Raw genomic sequence first — 19,330 nt, forward strand, 5'->3', positions numbered from 1 at the left:
ACGCCACCCGCAGCACCGACCGACCTGGTGATCGGCGTGGCCGGTAGCCAGCTCACTGGCCGTGGCGAAGCCGGCACCAGCGTGCAGGTCCGTGACGCTGCGGGCAACCTGCTGGCGACTGGCACCGTTGGGCCGGATGGTACCTTTGTGGTGTCCTTGACCCCTGCCGTGATCGACGGCAGCACTCTGCAAGTCACCCTGACCGATGCTGCCGGCAACGTATCGCCGCCCAGCTCAGTAAACTCGGCGGACTTGCTGCCTCCAGCACAGCCCACCGACCTGGCCTTGGCCGATGGCGTGACCTTCACCGGTCGCGGCGAGCCGGGCGCCACCGTGCAGGTGCGTGATGCCGCTGGCACCATCATTGGTACGGGTGTGGTGGGCGCCGATGGCCTGTTCAGCGTTACCCTTAACCCAGCCCAGGCCAACGGCGAAGCGCTGGACGTTCGGTTGGTGGACGCGGCCGGCAACACTTCTGCCCCGCTGCAGTTCGATGCCCCGGATATCACCCCGCCCGCGGCGGTCAGCAACATCGTGGTCGGCAACGGCGGCCAGGCCCTGAGCGGGCGTGGCGAAGCCGGCGCCACCGTCGAAGTGCGTGATGCCAACGGCACGGTAATCGGCACAGGCGTAGTGGGTGCCAACGGCACCTTCCTGATCGACCTTGACCCGGCCGCGCAGCCCGGCGAACAACTGAGCCTGGTGCAGACCGACCCCAGCGGAAACGCCTCCGAAGCGCTGCAGTTCGAAGTTCCGGTAACCACCGCCCCGGCCAGCCCCAGCGATCTGGTGTTCGCCGAGGACGGCACCAGCATCAGCGGCACGGCGCCGGCCGGCACCCGCGTGGAAGTGCACGATGCCAACGGCACGCTGATCGGCAGTATCGTGGCCGGCCCTGATGGCAGCTTCACTGTCGTTCTGGCCCCCGCCCAGGCTAATGGCGAACTGCTGGACGTCGTGGCCGTCGATGATGCGGGTGTATCGTCACTACCAACGCAAATCACCGCGCCAGACATTACCGCGCCGGTCGCCCCGAGCGAACTGGCTGTCAGCGCCGACGGCACCGTGCTCACCGGCCGTGCCGAACCGGGCAGCACCGTGCGGGTACTGGCCGCCGATGGCACTACCGTGCTGGGTAGCGTCGTGGTTGGCGCTACCGGCAGCTTCAGCATCACCCTCAGCCCGCCACAAGTGGACGGCGAAGTGCTGCAAGTCACCGCCACCGATGCGGCAGGCAACACCTCGACGGCAGGTTCAGTCACCGCCCCAGACATCGACGGTGGCGACATCACGCCACCCGACGTACCAACCAATCTGGTGGTCGGCCTGGCCGGCAGCCAGCTGAGCGGGCGTGGCGAAGCCGGCACTACCGTGCAGGTGCGTGACGCCGCAGGTACTGTGCTGGCAACCGGTACGGTCAGCCCCGACGGCACATTTACGGTGACCTTGGCTCCTGCCGTGAACAACGGCAGTACCTTGCAAGTCACCCTCACCGATGCCGCTGGCAACGTCTCGCAACCCGGTTCAGTCACTTCGCCGGACTTGCAGGCCCCTGCGCAACCTACTGACCTGGCCCTGGCCGAGGGTGTCACCTTCACCGGCCGCGGCGAACCCGGTGCCACCGTGCAGGTGCGCAATAGCGCCGGCACTGTGATCGGCACCGGCCTGGTCAACGCAGACGGCACCTTCAGCGTCACCTTGTTCCCCGCCCAGGCCAATGGCGAGGCGCTGGATGTGCGGGTGGTGGATGCCGCCGGCAACAGCTCGGCGCCACTGCAGTTCGACGCCCCCGACATCACCCCGCCTGCTGCCGTCAGCAATGTCGTGGTCGGTGCCAGTGGCCTGGTGCTCAGCGGTCGCGGCGAAGCGGGTGCAGCCGTCGAAGTGCGTGATGCGGGCGGTACCGTCATCGGCACCGCCACGGTCGGAGCCAACGGCACCTTCACGGTCAATCTCGACCCGGCAGCCCAGCCAGGCGCCGTGCTGAGCCTGGTACAGACCGACCCGAGCGGCAACGCGTCCGAAGCCTTGCAGTATGAAGTACCACTGACCACTGCCCCCGATAGCCCAAGCGGCCTGGTGGTTGCCGCCGATGGCACCAGCCTCACCGGTTCTGCCCCGGTGGGCAGCCGTGTGGAAGTGCGTGATGGCAACGGCATCCTGGTCGGCAGCGTGGTGGTGGGCGGCGATGGCACCTTCACCGTCATCCTCAACCCGGCCCAGGCCAACGGCGAACTGCTGGATGTAGTGGCCATCGACGGCACAGGGGCATCGTCGCTGCCGGTGCAGGTCAGCGCGCCAGACATCACCGCGCCAGCCGCGCCAAGCGAACTCGCGATCAATGCCAACGGTACCGTTGTCACCGGCCGTGCCGAAGTGGGCAGCACCGTGCGCGTTCTGGCTGCCGACGGCACTACGGTGCTGGGCACGGCGGTGGTGGGTGCGACCGGTAGTTTCAGCATCACCCTCACCCCGGCACAAGTGGACGGTGAAGTGCTGCAAGTCACCGCCACCGACGCCGCCGGCAATGCTTCCGGCGCCGCTAGCGTCACAGCCCCCGACATCGACGGTGTCGATACCACGCCACCCCTGGCGCCGACCAACCTGGTCGTTGGCCTGGCCGGTGGCCAGCTGAGCGGCCGTGGCGAGGTGGGTGCCACCGTGCAGGTGCGCGATGCCCAAGGCAACGTGCTGGCCAGCGGCACGGTCAACCCGGACGGCACCTTCCAGATCGCCCTGACACCGCCCGTCAACGATGGCAGCACCCTGCAAGTGGTGCTGACCGATGCCGCCGGCAATGCCTCCACTCCAGGCACGGTGGCCTCCCCAGACCTGCAGTCCCCTGCTCAGCCCACCGGCCTCGACCTGGCCAGCGGCGTTACCTTGACCGGTAGCGGTGAACCTGGCGCCACTGTGCAAGTACGCGACACCTCAGGCACCGTGATCGGTACCGGTGTGGTCAACCCGAACGGCAGTTTCAGCGTTACCCTGTCCCCCGCCCAGGCCAATGGCGAAGTCCTCGACATCCGCCTGGTGGACGCCGCCGGCAATACCTCGACGCCGCTGCAATTCAACGCCCCGGACATCACCCCACCTGCGCAGGTCAGCAATATCGTGGTCGGTGCCGATGGCCTGACCCTGAGCGGTCGCGGTGAGGCCGGTGCCACCGTTGAGGTGCGGGACACCAATGGCACACTGATCGGCACAGGTACGGTGACCGGCAACGGCACCTTCGTGCTCGACCTCGACCCGGCCGCGCTGCCGGGCGAACGCCTGAGCCTGGTGCAGACCGACCCAAGCGGCAACGCTTCCCAAGCTTTGACCTTCGACGTACCGTTGGTGACCACGCCGGCCAGCCCGAGCGACCTGGTGTTCGCGGCGGACGGCACCAGCATCAGCGGTTCGGCGCCAGTCGGCAGCCGTGTGGAAGTGCACGATGCCAATGGGAACCTGGTTGGCAGCATCGTAGTGGGTGCCGGGGGCACCTTCACCGTTGTGCTCACCCCAGCCCAGGCCAACGGCCAGCTGCTGGATGTGATCGCCATCGACACCAACGGGGCCTCGTCACTGCCGACACAAGTGACTGCGCCGGACATCACCGCCCCAGCCGCGCCAAGTGAACTGGCCGTCAGCGCCGATGGCAGCGCAGTGACCGGGCGCGCCGAAGCCGGCAGCACCGTACGCGTGCTGGCCGCCGACGGCACTACCCTGCTGGGCAGTGTCGTGGTGGGCGCCAGCGGGGCCTTCAGCATTGGCCTCACCCCGCCGCAAGTGGCAGGCGAACAGTTGCAGGTAACCGCCACCGATGCCGCAGGTAATGCCTCCACAGCCGGTACCGTTACCGCGCCGGTCATCGATAACGGCGGCGATACCACGCCGCCGGCGCCAGCCACCAACCTGGTGATCAGCGCCGACGGCCGTACGGTTTCAGGCCGCGGCGAAGTGGGTGCCACCGTCAAAGTGCTCGACGACCAGGGCCAAGTGCTGGTGAGCGGCACCGTTCAACCCGATGGCAGCTTCAACGTGCAGTTGCCAACCCCAGTGGTGGATGGCTCCTCCCTGCAGGTGACCCTGACCGATGCCGCCGGCAACGTCTCCACACCTGGCCCACTGACCGCGCCAGACCTTGTGGCCCCCCTGCAACCAACGGGCTTGGTGTTGACCAATGGCGACACCCTGACCGGTACTGCCGAAGGCGGTGCCCGGGTAGAGGTGAAAGACGGCTTGGGCAACCTGATCGGCAGCGCCATCGCCCAGCCGGATGGCAGCTTCAGCCTGACCCTGAACCCGCCACAGGCCAATGGCGAAACACTGTCCATTACCGTGACCGATGCGACAGGTAACACCTCTGTACCGCTGAGCTATGTGGCCCCGGACATCACGGCACCGACACTCGTCACTGACGTGGTGGCCGCCGATGGCAGCCTGGCCGTGTCTGGCCGTGGCGAACCCGGTGCCACGGTGGAAGTGCGTGATGCGCAGGGTACGGTGCTCGGCACCGGCACCGTCGCGCCAAATGGCACCTTCGTGGTCGACCTCGAAACGCCGTTGGCGGCGGGCGAAACCCTGGTGCTGGTGCAGACCGATGCCGCCGGCAATACATCGGTAGGGCTTAGCGTGACGGTTGCCGATGCACCGCTGCCCGAGAGCCCCAGCGGTGTCGTGGTGAGCGCAGATGGCGCCAGCGTTTCCGGTACCGCACCGACGGGCACGCAGGTGCAGGTGCGTGACGCGCAGGGCAATGTGCTGGGCAGCGCACAGGCAGGTCCGGACGGCAGCTTCACCATCGGCCTGACCCCGGCACAAGCCAACGGCGAAACCCTGGATGTGGTGGCTGTGGATGGTGCCGGCAACGCGTCACTGCCGACCCAGGTCACCGCCCCTGACATCACTCCACCCAATGAAGCCAGCCAGCTGCAACTGAGCGCCGATGGCAGCCTGCTCACTGGCCGCGGCGAGCCGGGCACCACCGTGCAGGTCATCAGCGCCCAGGGTGTCGTGCTGGGCAACGCCCAGGTCGGCGCCGACGGCGTGATCAGCGTGGTGCTCAACCCGCCGCAAACCGACGGCCAGGAACTGGACGTGGTGCTGCGCGACGCGGCCGGCAATACCTCGACCGCCACCGTCATTGCCCCCGATCTGGATGGCCCGCTGCAACCCTCGGGGATGGCCATCGATACCGCAGGCATTCACCTGACCGGCCAGGGCCAAAGCGGCTCCATCGTCACCGTGCGCGATGCCAACGGCAACGTGCTGGGCACCGCCATAGTGGGTGCAGACGGGAAGTTCGACGTCACCCTCAATGCGCCACAGCGCAATGGTGAGAGCCTGAGCGTCGAGGCCACCGACAACCTGGGCAACAGCGCCGGCCCGGTGAGTTTCACCGCACCCGACTCCACGCCGCCGCAGGCGGTCACCAACCCGACCATCGATGGCACAGGCACCACGGTCACTGGTAGCGGCGAACCTGGCGCCACCGTGACCGTGCGTGGGCCGGATGGCAGCGTGCTGGGCAGTGCCGTGGCAGGCCCGAATGGTGCATTCGAAATCATCCTCACTCCACCACAGACCAACGGCCAGGCACTGACCGTGGAGCAGCGTGACCCAACCGGCAACCTGTCGGCGGCGGCCGACCTGCCGGCACCGGACACCGAGTTGCCGGCAACCCCGACCGGCCTGACCCTGTCTGGCGATGGCAGGACCATCACCGGCAGTGGCGAGCCAGGTGCGCAGGTGAGTGTTACCAATACAGCAGGTACCGTGCTGGGCACCGCCACGGTTCAGCCAGACGGCAGCTTCCTGGTGAGCATCGACCCGCCCCAGCTCAATGGCCAGACGCTGTCTGTGACCCAGGCGGACAGCGCCGGCAACGACTCCCCAGCCGGCACCGTGACCGCGCCTGACTTGGAGGCACCGCTGCCAGCGCAAGGCCTGGGCCTGGATCCGACCGGCACACTGCTCAGCGGCCAGGGCGAGGCAGGCACCACGGTAGAAGTTCGCAACGCGGCAGGCGACCTGCTGGGTACCATTCAGGTGGAGCCCGACGGCACGTTCGAAGTACCACTCGCCCCCGCCCAGACCAACGGCGAAGTATTGTCGGTGGTGTTGATCGATGGCGATGGCAATGCCTCACCGTCTGCCAGTTTCACCGCCGATGACAGCAGCGCGCCAACAGCGCCGGGCGGCCTCACCATCACCCCAGGCGGCAACGCCATCCAGGGTACTGGTGAAGCAGGGTCCACGGTGGAAGTGCGGCTTACCGACGGCACCCTGGTGGGTACCATCGTCGTGCCGGCAGGTGGCAGCTTCACCGTGCCACTCTCGCCCGCCCAACTGGACGGCCAGTCACTCAACGTGACCCTGACCGATACTGCCGGCAATGTGTCCCTTCCCGGCCAGATCAATGCGCCGGACATCACGCCACCGGCAGTGCCCACGGGCGTGCTGGTCAGTCCGGACGGCAGCACCGTCACCGGCAATGCGCCTGGCGCCAACTCAGTGTCCGTGGACGACGGGAATGGCAATGTGGTCGTGGTGGCCGTCAATCCGGATGGCAGTTTCAGCGTACCGCTGGATACCCCGCTGACCAATGGCCAGACGGTGACCGTGGTGGTGACCGATGCAGCCGGTAACGACTCTGCTCCGGTCTCCGTCAACGCCCCGGATACAACCGACCCGGATGCGGCCACCGGCCTGACCGTGAGCCCGGATGGCAGCACAGTGGGAGGTAGCGCGGAACCTGGGAGCACAGTGGAAATCCGCAATCAGGATGGTAGCGGCGTGCGCGGCACGATAACCGTCGGGCCAGACGGCACCTTCGTGGTTGACGTCGACCCGCCACTGGCCACCGGCGAAACCGTCGATGTGGTGGTGATCGACCCTGCCGGCAATGAATCCTCCGAAGTGCCACTTGCCGGCCCGACCGGCACCGAGGTGGCCACACCTTCGGCCCTGTCCATCAGTGCCGACGGCTTCCTGCTGACCGGCCAAGGTACGGTCGGCTCGCTGATTACCGTGACCTCCGGTGGCACCACCCTGGGCACCGCCACGGTCGGCAGCGATGGCACCTTCAGGGTGTTCTTCCAGAACGCCCAGCTCAACGCCCAGATCTTGCAGGTCAGCGCCAAGGCTACCGTCGATGGCCAGCCTTCGGTGCCAGCCATTGTCGTGGCCAACGACACCACGGCGCCAAACGCACCGACCCAAGTCGTCCTCAACGCCACCGGCAGCACGCTGACAGGCCAAGGCGAAGTGGGTGCTACCGTGCGCGTGACCGATGCGCAGGGCAATCTCCTGGGAACCGCGCCCGTCGGCAGCAACGGCCTGTTCAGCATCGATTTCTCACCCGCTGTCGCCAACGGCCAGAACCTGATCGTGACCCAGGCCGACGCGGCGGGTAACGTCTCGCTCGCGGCCACCCTGCAAGCCCCTGACCTGCAGGCACCGCTGGCCGCCAGCAACCTCAGCCTCAACAGCGCGGCCACCGTGCTCAGCGGCCAGGGCGAAGCCGGCGCCACCGTGACCGTACGCGATGCCAGTGGTGCCATCCTGGCCACCGGCACCGTCAACCAGAGTGGGCAGTTCCAGATCACACTGCCCAGCGCGCAAACCAGCGGCAGCGCGTTGCAAGTCACCCTCAGCGATGCCGCCGGTAACATTTCCGGCCCGGCCAGCCTGACGACGCCAGACCGCACGCCGCCTGCCGCCATCACCAATCCGGAGCTGAGCCAGGACGGCCGGCAGCTGTCCGGCAGTGGCGAAGTGGGGGCTACCGTGCAGGTGCGCAACGCCGCCGGTGCGTTGCTGGGCACGGCCACGGTGGGCGCCGACGGTCGCTTCACCGTGACCTTCGACACCCCGCAAGCCACCGGCCAGGCCATCGGCGTGACGCAAGTGGATACCGCCGGCAACACCTCGCCAGCCGTCAATGTGGCCACCCCGGACCTGACCCCACCGACCCCACTCACCAACGTGGTGCTGAACAACAACGGCCTGACCCTGACCGGCTTGGGCGAAGCGGGTGCCACAGTCACCGTGCGCGGCCCGGACGGTACCATCATCGGCACTGGACTGGTGGCCGCCAACGGCAGCTTCACCCTCACCCTGAACAGCGCCCAGCTCAACGCCCAGCACCTGAGCGTTACGCAGACCGACGCAGGCAACAACACCTCTGCCGCCGTGGCCGTTACCGCGCCGGACTTCACCCCACCCGCTGCACCGACTGCACTGGCCCTCGCCGCCACCGGGCTGCAACTGTCCGGTAACGCCGAAGCCGGCAGCACCGTGACCGTGCGCGATGCCAGCGGCAACGTGCTGGGCACGGCGACAACCGGCAGCAACGGCACCTTCCAGGTCACCCTGAACAGCGCCCAGACCAACGGGCAGACCCTGCAGGTAACGGCTACCGACGCGGCCGGCAACGTTTCACCGGCCGCGCCTTACACCGCAGCCGATACCACGCCGCCAGCGGCCGTTACCAACCTGGCGGTGTCTGCCAGTGGCACCACCCTGACAGGCAATGGCGAAGCCGGTGCGACCGTCACCGTACGGGCACCCGACAACACCGTGCTGGGCACCGCCACGGTCGGCGCCGACGGCCACTTCAGCGTCACCCTGTCGCCAGCCGCGATCACCGGTGAAAGCCTGAGCGTGGTCCAGGCCGACGCCGCACAGAACGTCTCCCCTGCACAAAACGTCACCGCGCCGGGCCTTCTGGCACCGGCGACACCGGACAACCTGGTACTGGCCGCCGACGGCCTGTCGGTGACCGGTACCGCGACGGTGGGCAGCACGGTCAAGGTGTATGGCCCCAACGGCGTATTGCTGGGCAGCAGCCCGGTAGCCAACGACGGTACCTTCACCGTCAACCTCGGCGGCGCCCAGGCCAACGGCGAACGGTTGGAGGTAAGCGCCACCGGCAGCGACGGCGCAGTCTCGCTGCCGGCGACCCTGCAGGCACCGGACACCACGGCACCGCAACCACTGACCAACCTGGTGCTGTCCAACGACGGCCTGGTACTCACTGGGCGCGGTGAGCCAGGTGCCACCGTCACCGTCATCGGCGAAGGAGGGATCGACCTGGGCACCGCCGTGGTCGATGCCAGCGGCAACTTCAGCGTCAACCTCAGCGCCGCGCAGATCAACGGCGAACAGCTCAGCGCCAGCCAGTCCGATGTGGCCGGCAACGAGTCCAACAGCGTCAGCCTGACCGCCCCCGACCGCGTGGCGCCGGATGCGGCTGGCAACCTGGCCTTCGCTGGCGGTGGCAGCCTGCTCAACGGTACCGGTGAAACGGGGGCTGCTGTTCGCGTGCTGGCCGCCGACGGCACGGTGCTGGGCAACGCAACGGTACGCGCCGACGGCACGTTCCAGGTCAACCTCGCCTCGCCTCAGGCCAACGGCCAGCAGGTGCAGGTGGTGCTGACCGATGCCGCCGGCAACCAGTCCGCCGCCAGTGCCATCACTGCACCGGACACCACGGCACCCGCAGCACCCACCGCGCTGGCAATATCCAGCGATGGCGTGACCATCACCGGCCGCGGCGAAGTGGGCGCGCTGGTCACCGTCACCAACCCGGCAGGCCAGCCAATCGGCAGCGCCACCGTCGATGCCAGCGGCCACTTCACCATCACCCTCACCCCGGCGTTGGGCAACGCCGAACTGCTCAGCTTCACCCAGGCCGATGCCACCGGCAACGTGTCGGCCGTGGCCACCCTGCAAACCCCGGACTTCACACCGCCAGCTCCCCTTACCGCCGTGGTGATCAACGCCGACGGCAGTGTGGTCAGCGGCCTGGGCGAAGCAGGCGCGACGGTCACCGTCAGCAATGCCGCCGGCACCGTGCTGGGTACCGGCACAGTGCTGGCAGACGGCACCTTCCGCGTCGAGCTTTCGCCCGCGCAAATCAACCACCAGGTGCTGTCGGTGCAGCAGGCCGACCCACCCGGCAACATCAGCTTGCCGGTCACCGTTCAAGCACCGGACTATACGCCCCCCGCCGCCGCAACCGGGCTGCAGCTCAGTGTGGCAGGCGATGAACTGGGCGGTGTCGGCGAAGCGGGCGCTACCGTGCGCGTGTATGTCGGCACCACACAGATCGGCACTGCCGTGGTGGCTGCCAATGGCACCTTCGTGGTCGAGCTGGATACCCCGCAACTGAATGGCCAACTGCTGCAGGTCACCCTGACCGACAGCAGCGGCAATGTATCGACGGTCAGCACGGTCACGGCGCTGGACATCACCCCGCCGGCCACCGTGATCGCCAGCCTCAACGACAGCGGCACCCAACTGATCGGTACCGCCGAAGCCGGCACCCGCGTCACCGTGGTCAACAACAACGGCGACCTGCTGGGCCAGGTCACAGTCGACCCGGACGGCACCTTTGTGCTCGACCTGAACAACCCGCAAATCAATGGCCAGGTACTGACGGTGATCGCCCAGGACGCCACCGGCAACCCGTCGGCGCCCTTGCAGGTAACCGCGCCAGACCTGACAGCACCGGTGCAGCCAGGCAACCTGCTGCTCAACCCGGCAGGCACGTCGATGACCGGTACGGCGGAAGCCGGTTCCACCATCACTGTTCGTGGCCCTGACAACAGCCTCGTGGGTACAGTGGTGGTGGGTGGCAATGGCGAGTTCACCGTTGCCATCAACCCGGCTCAGAACAATGGCCAACTGCTGACCGTGGTGTCCACGGATGCTGCCGGCAATGCCTCGATACCCGCCAGCTACCAGACCAACGACACCTCGCCACCCGCCGTGGTGACCAACCTGGCGATCGACAATACCTATAGCTCGTTAACCGGCAGGGGCGAAGCCAATGCCACGGTCACCGTCAGAATCGGTGGCCCCACCGGCACCGTGATCGGGACCGGTCTGGTGGATGCCGCTGGCAACTTCCAGATAAACCTTTCGCCGACGCCGGGCTCAGCCGCACTCCTCTCCGTGAGCCAGTCCGACGGTACCAATACCTCAGGGGCCGTGACGTACATCACCCCTCTGGTACCGCCACCCGAACCACCGACCAATGCGATACTGGGCAGCGACGGCCTTACCTTGACCGGTACGGCCGCAGCCGGCGCAAGCATTCGCGTCTACGATGCTGCCGGCAACCTGATCGGTTCAGGCTCCGCCAACATCGGAACGGGTAGCTTCAGCATCACGCTGAACGCGGCTCAACTCAACGGCCAGCACATCTCGGTGACGGCAGTCTCCCTGCTGGGCGGCGAATCGCAGCCGGTCTTCCTGCAAGCGGCCGACATCACCCCACCGGCCAACCCGGTGGTTACCAGCCTGTCGGCCAATGGCCTGGTGCTTACCGGTACCGGTGAGGCCGGTGCCACAGTGACCGTACGTGATGCCAGCAACAACGTGCTTGGAACGGCGTTGGTGAATGGCGGTGGCGTGTTCACCGTCAACCTCAACGCGGCGCAGCTCAACGGCCAGGTACTGGGCGTGAGCCAGACCGACGCCGCAGGCAACGCGTCTGGCAGCACCAGCTACACGGCAGTCGATGTCCAGCCGCCAGCCGTGCCGACCAACGTGGCCATCAACGGCACAGGCACGGTACTGACCGGTAACGGCGAAGCAGGCGCTACCGTCACCGTGCAAGGCCCGAGTGGCCAGGTGGGTACCGGCGTGGTGCAAGCCAACGGCTCCTTCAGCATCACCCTGACCTCGCCACAGAACGATGGGCAATTGCTGGTGGTGCGCCAGACCGATGCAGCCGGCAACCTGTCCGCCAGCACCAGTTTGACCGCACCGGACACCACGCCGCCCGCAGCCCCGGTGGCGGTCATCAACGCCAACGGCACCTTGGTCAGCGGCTCTGGCCAGGTCGGCAGCACCGTCACCGTGCGCAATAGTGCCGGCACCGTCCTGGGTACCGCAACGGTGGGCACCAACGGCCTGTTCGTAGTCAGCTTGGCTGCCGCGCAAATCGACAACCAGGCGCTCAGCGTCACCCTCACCGACAGTGCCGGCAACGTGTCTACCGGCACCGCCCTGACTGCACCGGACCTGACCCCGCCTGCAGTGGCCGGAAACCTGCAGATCAGTGCCGACGGCAGTACCCTCACCGGCACCGGCGAAGCAGGCGCCACCGTCACTGTGCGCAGCGCCAGCGGTACCGTGCTGCAAACCGCGACCGTACAACCGAACGGCAGCTTCACCGTGACCCTGAGCCCACCTCAGGACAACGGCCAGGTCCTTTCGGTCGGCCTCACCGACCCGCGTGGCAACGTGTCGGGCAACGTCACCATCACCGCGCCCGATGTGGATGCCAACGCCCCGGTCATCGCCAGCGACAACCTGGCAACGGCAACGGTCAACCTGGTACCGGTCACTGCAACCAAGACCTACACCGACAGCTTCACCACCCTGCTGTCGGGCTTCACCAAGACCTACACCTGGACCGTAGCCGCCGGCACCACGGTGGACCCGACCCTGACACTGACCACCAACAGCGTACTGGCGCTGCTCAACAACTCCACGTTCACCCTGCAAGTGAAAGACGCTACGGGCGCCTGGGTGACGCTTGCCACCGGCAACACCCAGGGCCTGCTCGACCTGATCGTGCTACCACTCGGCCTGCAGGTCGATATCGGTACCCTGCAAGCCGGTGACTACCGCCTGACCGTGGGCAGTGGCGGTATTGGCCTGATCACCAACGTGACCACTTCGCTGGACATCACGGCCACCAGCCTGACCGAGTTCACCGGGACAGGCACCGCCACCACCGGCAACGTCATCACCGATGTGGGCACCGATGGCACTGTCGATGCACGTGGCCCGGACAGCGCCGCCGTGCTCCAGGTGTTCAAGGACGGCAGTTATGTCGCGGCCGGCAGCGCCACCACGGTACAAGGCCTGTACGGCACCCTGGTGATCCGCGCGGACGGCAGCTACACCTACACGCCAAACGGCAGCCCGAGCAGTGTCGGCAAGGTCGATGTGTTCAGCTACCAGCTGGTGCATGCGAACGGCCTGTCCGACTCCGCCAACCTGTATGTGCGTATCGACAGCCCGCAGGCCACGGAGGTGTGGAGCGACATCAACTACGGTGCGCCGGCCACAGTGGTAGATGCCGTCAACGACGTCGGCTTCAGCCACCTGACCCTGGTCAACCGTGTAGACACCAGCAGCAGCTCGCTGGGCACGCTGAGCCTGCCGGTAATTGGCACGCGCCAGGCCACCTACACCACCGCGGTTGCAGCCGATACCACGGCAAACCTGCAAGTGGTGGTCAACTCCACCAACCTGTTGAGCCTGCTCAACGGCACCACCATCGAGTTGCTCAAGCTCAATCCGGCCACCGGCCAGTATGTGCTGGTGCAGTCGGTGCCTGGCAGCTCATTGGTCAGCCTGCTGGGGGGCGGTGCGGCTTATACCTTCCAGAACCAGGGGACGGGTACCTACCACATACGCGTTACAGCGGGCGGCATCGGCTTGCTCAGTTCCATCACCACCAGCGTGAACGCCACCACCACGCACCTCACCGAGTTCGTGGTCAGCAGCGCGACCACGGCAACCGGCAACCTGCTCGCGGATGACACCGTGGGTTCGGCCTTGACCGTGCTGAGCGTGCTGACGGCGGCCAACACCTACACCATCCCGGGCTATAACGGGGTGAGCGTGGCGGGCACCTACGGCACGCTGCTGGTGCATGCCGACGGCAGCTACACCTACACCCTCAACTCAGGGCTCACGTCGACAGCCGTCGGCCAGCACGACACCTTCACCTACGAGCTGACCCACCCCAACGGCACCACCGACACCGCAACACTCACCATCAACCTGGACAACGCCGCTGGTCTCACCAGCACGATGTCGCTGCTCTCCGATACCGGTGACGAAGGGGTAGCACTGGCCAGTGTGGCCGCATCCGCTTCCACAGAGGTGATCGCCGGCACCGACGGCAATGACCACCTCGATGGAAGCCAGGGTGGCCATATCACCCTGCAGGGTGGCGCAGGGGACGACACCCTGGTGGTGGTCGACCAGAACTTCGCCAGCGTCGAGGGCGGCACAGGGACCGACACCCTGCTGTGGGGCGGCGGCGATGCCAGCATCGACCTGGGCAACCTGGCCGATCGGGTGCATGACATCGAAGTCATCGACCTCAACGACACCAGCGCGGTGGCGCTGACCCTGAACCTGGCGGACGTGGTGGCCATCACCGAAACCGGCAACGACACACTGATCATCAAGGGGGACGACAAAGACACGGTTCACATGACAGACAACTGGACGCTGGTCGGGAACCAAACCGCCGACGGCATCGACTATAACCAATACACGGCCCAGGAGGATCCGAGCCATCACCTGTGGGTGCAGAACGGTATCCATGTGGTCTGAGGCCGCTGCAAACCCGCCGGGCACGCGCCCGGCGGCATGGACGACCAGCAGTAAGGGAACTATGTGAAGCGAAGCAGTCCGCTGTCACCGCTGTTGCTGGGCGCCTTCGGGCTCCTGGTGCTGAACTTCCATCCGGCCGCCCAGGCAGCCGACGACATCGACCCACAACTGCGCCAGATCGGGCCATCGCTGCTACGCGATGCGCCCGAAGCGGTACCCGCCCGCCCCGCTATCGGCATGGCCCCGGTGGCCAGTGGCGAGCGCCTGGGGCTGACCGACGCGGTGCTGCAAGCCGCGCAATGGCACCCCAGCATCGCCGAGGCCATCGGCAACCTGTACAAGCAGGGTGAAGGCATCAACGTCGCCCGTGCGGGGTATTACCCGCAGATTTCCGGCGGTATCCGCACCGGCTATGACACCGGTTACGGCGGTGACCGCAACAGCCAGGCACTGAACCTGTCGCTCAAGCAGATGCTCTACGACTTCGGCAAGGTAGACAGTGCCGTCAGCGCGGCCCAGGCCGCCGCCGCCCGCGCCCAGGCCAACATCCTGCTGGTGGTCGACGAGTTGGCCCGCGACACGGCCTACGCCTGGATCGAAACCCGCCGCTACGAACAACTGATGACCATCGCCCGCGACCAGATTCGCGGGGTCGGCGACATTGCCGGCATGGCCCGTCAGCGCAGCGACATGGGCGCCAGCACCCGCTCCGACGTGGTGCAAGCCGAGTCCCGCGTGGAAAGCGCACGCGCCACGCTGGAGGAATACCAGTCGCAGTATGAACGCTGGCGTTCCACCCTGGCGGCGCTGATGGGGCGCGTTACCCCACCAGCGCTGACCGAGCAGGCACCGCCCGAGCTGAACCAGGCCTGCAAGCGGCCCTCGCAGGGCGATGATCGCCTGCCCGCCGTGCTGATGGCCCTGGCCCAGCGCGCCCAAGGCCAGGCCGAACTGGCCCAGGCCAAGGCCGAGGCCTACCCGACCCTGTCGTTGCAACCCCAGGTCAACCACTACCTGGACGACGACTACAACCGCGACAACGCGCGCCTGGACCGCACCCAGGCCGGCATCTACCTGAACGTCGAGGTGCCCATCTACCAGGGCGGCGCCATCAGCGCCCGCACACGCGCTGCAGGCCACGCGCTGACCGCCGCCGACTCCGCCGAGGATGCGGCACGCCTGCAGGCCCGTCGCGGCCTGGCCGAGGCCATGGCGCAAACCTCCGGGCTGGGCCGGCGGCTGACGTCGCTGGAGGCGCGCCAGGCGAGCATCCAGGAAGCGCGCATGCTGTACGGCCGACAGTACCTGGACCTGGGCACGCGGCCCCTTCTCGACCTGCTCAACGCCGAGCAGGAGATCTACCAGTCACGCTTCGAACTCGCCGGCACCCGCTCCGACCTGCTGCGCCTGGATGTCGACTGCCTGTACAACACCGGCGCCCTGCGCACGGCCTTTGGCCTTGAGGGGCGCAACCTGCAAGGGGTGGAGATCCAGCCATGACCGATTCCATCAATGTAACCCTGCCTAACCAGGCGCCCGCTGCTGCGCCCGAAGCGGCTCACCGGCCAGACCTTGGGCCATGGCTGGAGGTGATGCTGCAAGTAGCGCATCACTACCGCCTGGACGTGTCACCACAACGCATCCGCCTGGCCGCCGTCGAGGACGCCCGCCCGCTGGACGAAATCCTCCGCCACATGGCGCGTCAGGCTGGGCTGGCCCTGCGCTTCGTGCGCTTCGATGCCAAGGGCTTGCGGCAATGGCGCACCCCGTTGGTGCTGGAGCTGGATGACGGCCAGTTGGCCGTGGTCGAGTCAGTCACTGAAGAAGACGATTTGGCGGTGGTATTTGCCGGCGACCAGGGCCTGACCTCACGCCTGCCGCGTGACAGCCTCAAAGGCCGCATCAACCGCGTCGCCCTGCTGCGCCCGGCACGGCCGCTGCGCGACGTGCGCACCGACGACTACACCGCGCCCTACGACCGCCACTGGTTCGCCCGCATCGTGCTGCGCGACCTGCGCCCGTATGGGCAAGTGATGGTCGCCTCGCTGGTGGCTAACGTCCTGGCCCTTGCGGGGGTGCTGTTCTCGATGCAGGTGTATGACCGGGTAATCCCGGCCGAATCGCTGCCTACCCTGTACGTGCTGTTTGGCGGCGTGGTGCTGGCGCTGGTGTTCGACTTCAGCATGCGCCTGCTACGGCTAAAGGTAACTGACCTGCTCGGCAAGCGTGCCGACCTGCGGGTGAGCGACTTGGTCTACGGGCATGCGTTGCGCCTGCGCAACTCGGTGCGGCCGAAGTCCACCGGGTCGTTCATCTCGCAACTGCGCGAGCTGGAATCGATCCGCGACCTCATCACCTCCAGCACGGCCACGGTATTGGCCGACCTGCCGTTCTTCCTGCTGTTCCTGCTGGTGTTCTGGCTGATCGGCGGCGTGCTGGTGTTCATCCCGCTGGTCGCACTGCTGGCCATGGTAGTGCCCGGGGTGCTGGCACAGCGGCGCCTGGCGCGGCTGGCCAACGCCTCCATGCGCGAGTCGGCGCTGCGCAACGCCATGCTGGTGGAAAGCATCCAGGGCCTGGACGAAATCAAGGCACTGCAAGCCGAGGCGCGCTTCGAGCGGCAATGGAACCAGTACAACGCGGCCTGCGCCCACACCAACCTGCGCCTGCGCACCCTCACCAATGGCCTGGTGACCTGGACGCAGAACGTACAGGGCGCCGTGTTTGCCGTGGTCATCGTGATCGGCGCGCCCATGGTGATCGCCGGCGACCTCACCACCGGTAGCCTGGTGGCGGCGTCGATGCTGTCGTCGCGGATGATGGCGCCGCTGGCGCAACTGACCCATGTATTGACCCGCTGGCAACAAGCCAAGGTGGCCCTGCAAGGGCTGGATAAACTGATGCAGTCGCCGGTCGACCACCCCGAAGGTGAAGCCCGCGTACACTTGCCAGCCATTCGTGGCGAGTATCGCCTGCGCCAGGCCAACTTCCGCTACAGCGAAGAATCGCCGCCGGTACTGAATATCGGCCAACTGGACATTCAACCGGGCGAGCGCATTGCCGTGCTCGGGCGCAATGGCGCTGGCAAGTCGACCCTGCTGCAAGCCCTGGGCGGGGCCATGGACCTGGTGCAAGGCGACGTCAGCCTGGACGGCATCGCGCTGGCCCACCTCGACCCCGCCGACCTGCGCCGTGACGTGGGTCTACTGCCGCAATACGCGCGCCTGTTCCACGGCACGCTGCGGGAAAACCTCACCCTCGGTGCCGGCCAGGCCAGCGACCAGGAACTGGTGGCCGCGCTGGCGGCCACCGGCGCACTGGACTTCGTGCGCCGCCTGCCCAAGGGCATGGACCACCTGATCCTGGAAGGTGGCCTGGGTTTGTCGGGCGGCCAGCGCCAGGCCCTGGTGCTGTCCCGCCTTCTGGTACGCCAACCGCAAGTGCTCCTGCTGGACGAACCCACCGCCTCGCTGGACGACATGACCGAGCGCAAGCTGCTGGATAACCTCGAACGCTTCTGCCAGGGCCGCACTCTGGTGATCGCCACGCACCGCCTGAGCGTGCTGCAACGGGTCGACCGCATCCTCGTGCTCGACGGCGGGCGCATTGTCATCGATGACACCCGCGATGCCGCGCTGGCCAAACTGCAAGGAGCCCAGGCATGAGCAACCATGAACTCCCGGCCTCCTACCTGGATGGGCAGGACGACCAGGCGGTATTCCGCGCCGGACGTATCATCACGATTTGTGCATTGATGCTGGCCGCGTTCCTGGCCTGGGCCGCCTGGTTCGAGGTGACCGAGGTATCCACCGGCACTGGCAAAGTGATCCCCAGTTCGCGGGAGCAGGTGATCCAGTCGTTCGAGGGTGGCATCGTGGCGCAGATGAGCGTGGCCGAGGGCGACCTGGTCGAGCGCGGCCAGGTGCTGGCCCAGCTCGACCCGACCAAGACCGCCTCCAGCGTTGGCGAAAGTGAAGCCAAGTACCGCGCCGCGAAGGCCAGCCAGGCTCGCCTGCAGGCGGAGGTGACCGGCAAGCCGCTGACCTTCCCCGACAGCCTGCGCGACTCGCCCGAGCTGATCGACGCCGAAACCGCGCTGTACCAGACCCGCCGTCGCGGCCTGGAGCAAACCCTGGCGGGCATCCAGGACTCACTGCAACTGGTGCGCAGTGAACTGAAGATCACCGAAAACCTGGCCAAGATGGGCGCTTCGAGCCGGGTCGAAGTGATCCGCCTTAACCGCCAGCGTTCAGAGCTTGAACTGAAGGCCAACGAAGCCCGCTCCGACTACCTGGTGCGGGCCCGGGAAGAACTGGCCAAGGCCAGCGCCGAGGCCGACAGCCTGTCGGAAGTGGTGCGCGGGCGCAGCGACTCGCTTACCCGCCTGACCTTGCGTTCGCCAGTACGTGGCATCGTCAAGGACATCGAGGTCAACACCCTGGGTGGCGTGGTGCAGCCCGGGGGCCAGGTGATGAAGATCGTGCCGATGGACGAACGCCTGCTGATCGAAACCCGCATTGCCCCGCGTGACATTGCCTTCATTCACCCGGACCAGGCGGCCAAGGTCAAGATCAGTGCCTATGACTATTCGGTGTACGGCGGGCTGGATGGCAAGGTGGTGGGCATTTCGCCGGACACCTTGCAGGATGAAGTGAAGCCCGAGATCTACTACTACCGGGTGTTCATCCGTACCGAGCAGGACAGCTTGCAGAACAAGGCCGGCAAGCACTTTGCAATTGTGCCGGGGATGGTGGCCACGGTGGATATCCGCACCGGGGAGAAGACCATTCTGGATTACCTGATCAAGCCACTGAACCGGGCCAGGGAGGCCCTGCGCGAACGCTAGAGTACGACGTGATTTTTGTGTTGCTGGTGCGACCGAGCGCCGCCCGCGCGGCGCTCGGTCGAATCGACAACAACAAAACCAAGGCGAACCCATCAACTTCCATCAGCACCCTAAAGCCATCCACCAAAG

General features: G+C 66.8%; 4 protein-coding genes. All 4 read left to right on the forward strand.

Annotated elements, in window-relative coordinates:
* On the forward strand, positions 1-14,355 hold a 14,355-nt coding region (locus D906_RS23845), incomplete at its 5' end, for a BapA/Bap/LapF family large adhesin (protein ID WP_110321044.1).
* Between the two features lie 63 nt (positions 14,356-14,418).
* Entirely contained in the window at positions 14,419-15,855 is a 1,437-nt protein-coding gene (locus D906_RS23850; RefSeq protein WP_025754800.1) for a TolC family outer membrane protein, read from the forward strand.
* Complete coding sequence (locus D906_RS23855; protein ID WP_019099761.1) at positions 15,852-18,020, forward strand: type I secretion system permease/ATPase; 2,169 nt, start codon at positions 15,852-15,854, stop codon at positions 18,018-18,020. Before D906_RS23850 ends, D906_RS23855 begins: the two co-directional genes overlap by 4 nt.
* A complete protein-coding gene (locus D906_RS23860) occupies positions 18,017-19,201 on the forward strand; it encodes an HlyD family type I secretion periplasmic adaptor subunit (protein WP_027609920.1) in 1,185 nt (394 codons plus the stop codon). The genes D906_RS23855 and D906_RS23860 overlap by 4 nt, the downstream gene beginning before the upstream one ends.
* The last annotated feature ends 129 nt before the right edge of the window (positions 19,202-19,330 follow it).

Source organism: Pseudomonas sp. LAIL14HWK12:I1 (assembly GCF_003202095.1).
Lineage (GTDB): Bacteria > Pseudomonadota > Gammaproteobacteria > Pseudomonadales > Pseudomonadaceae > Aquipseudomonas > Aquipseudomonas monteilii.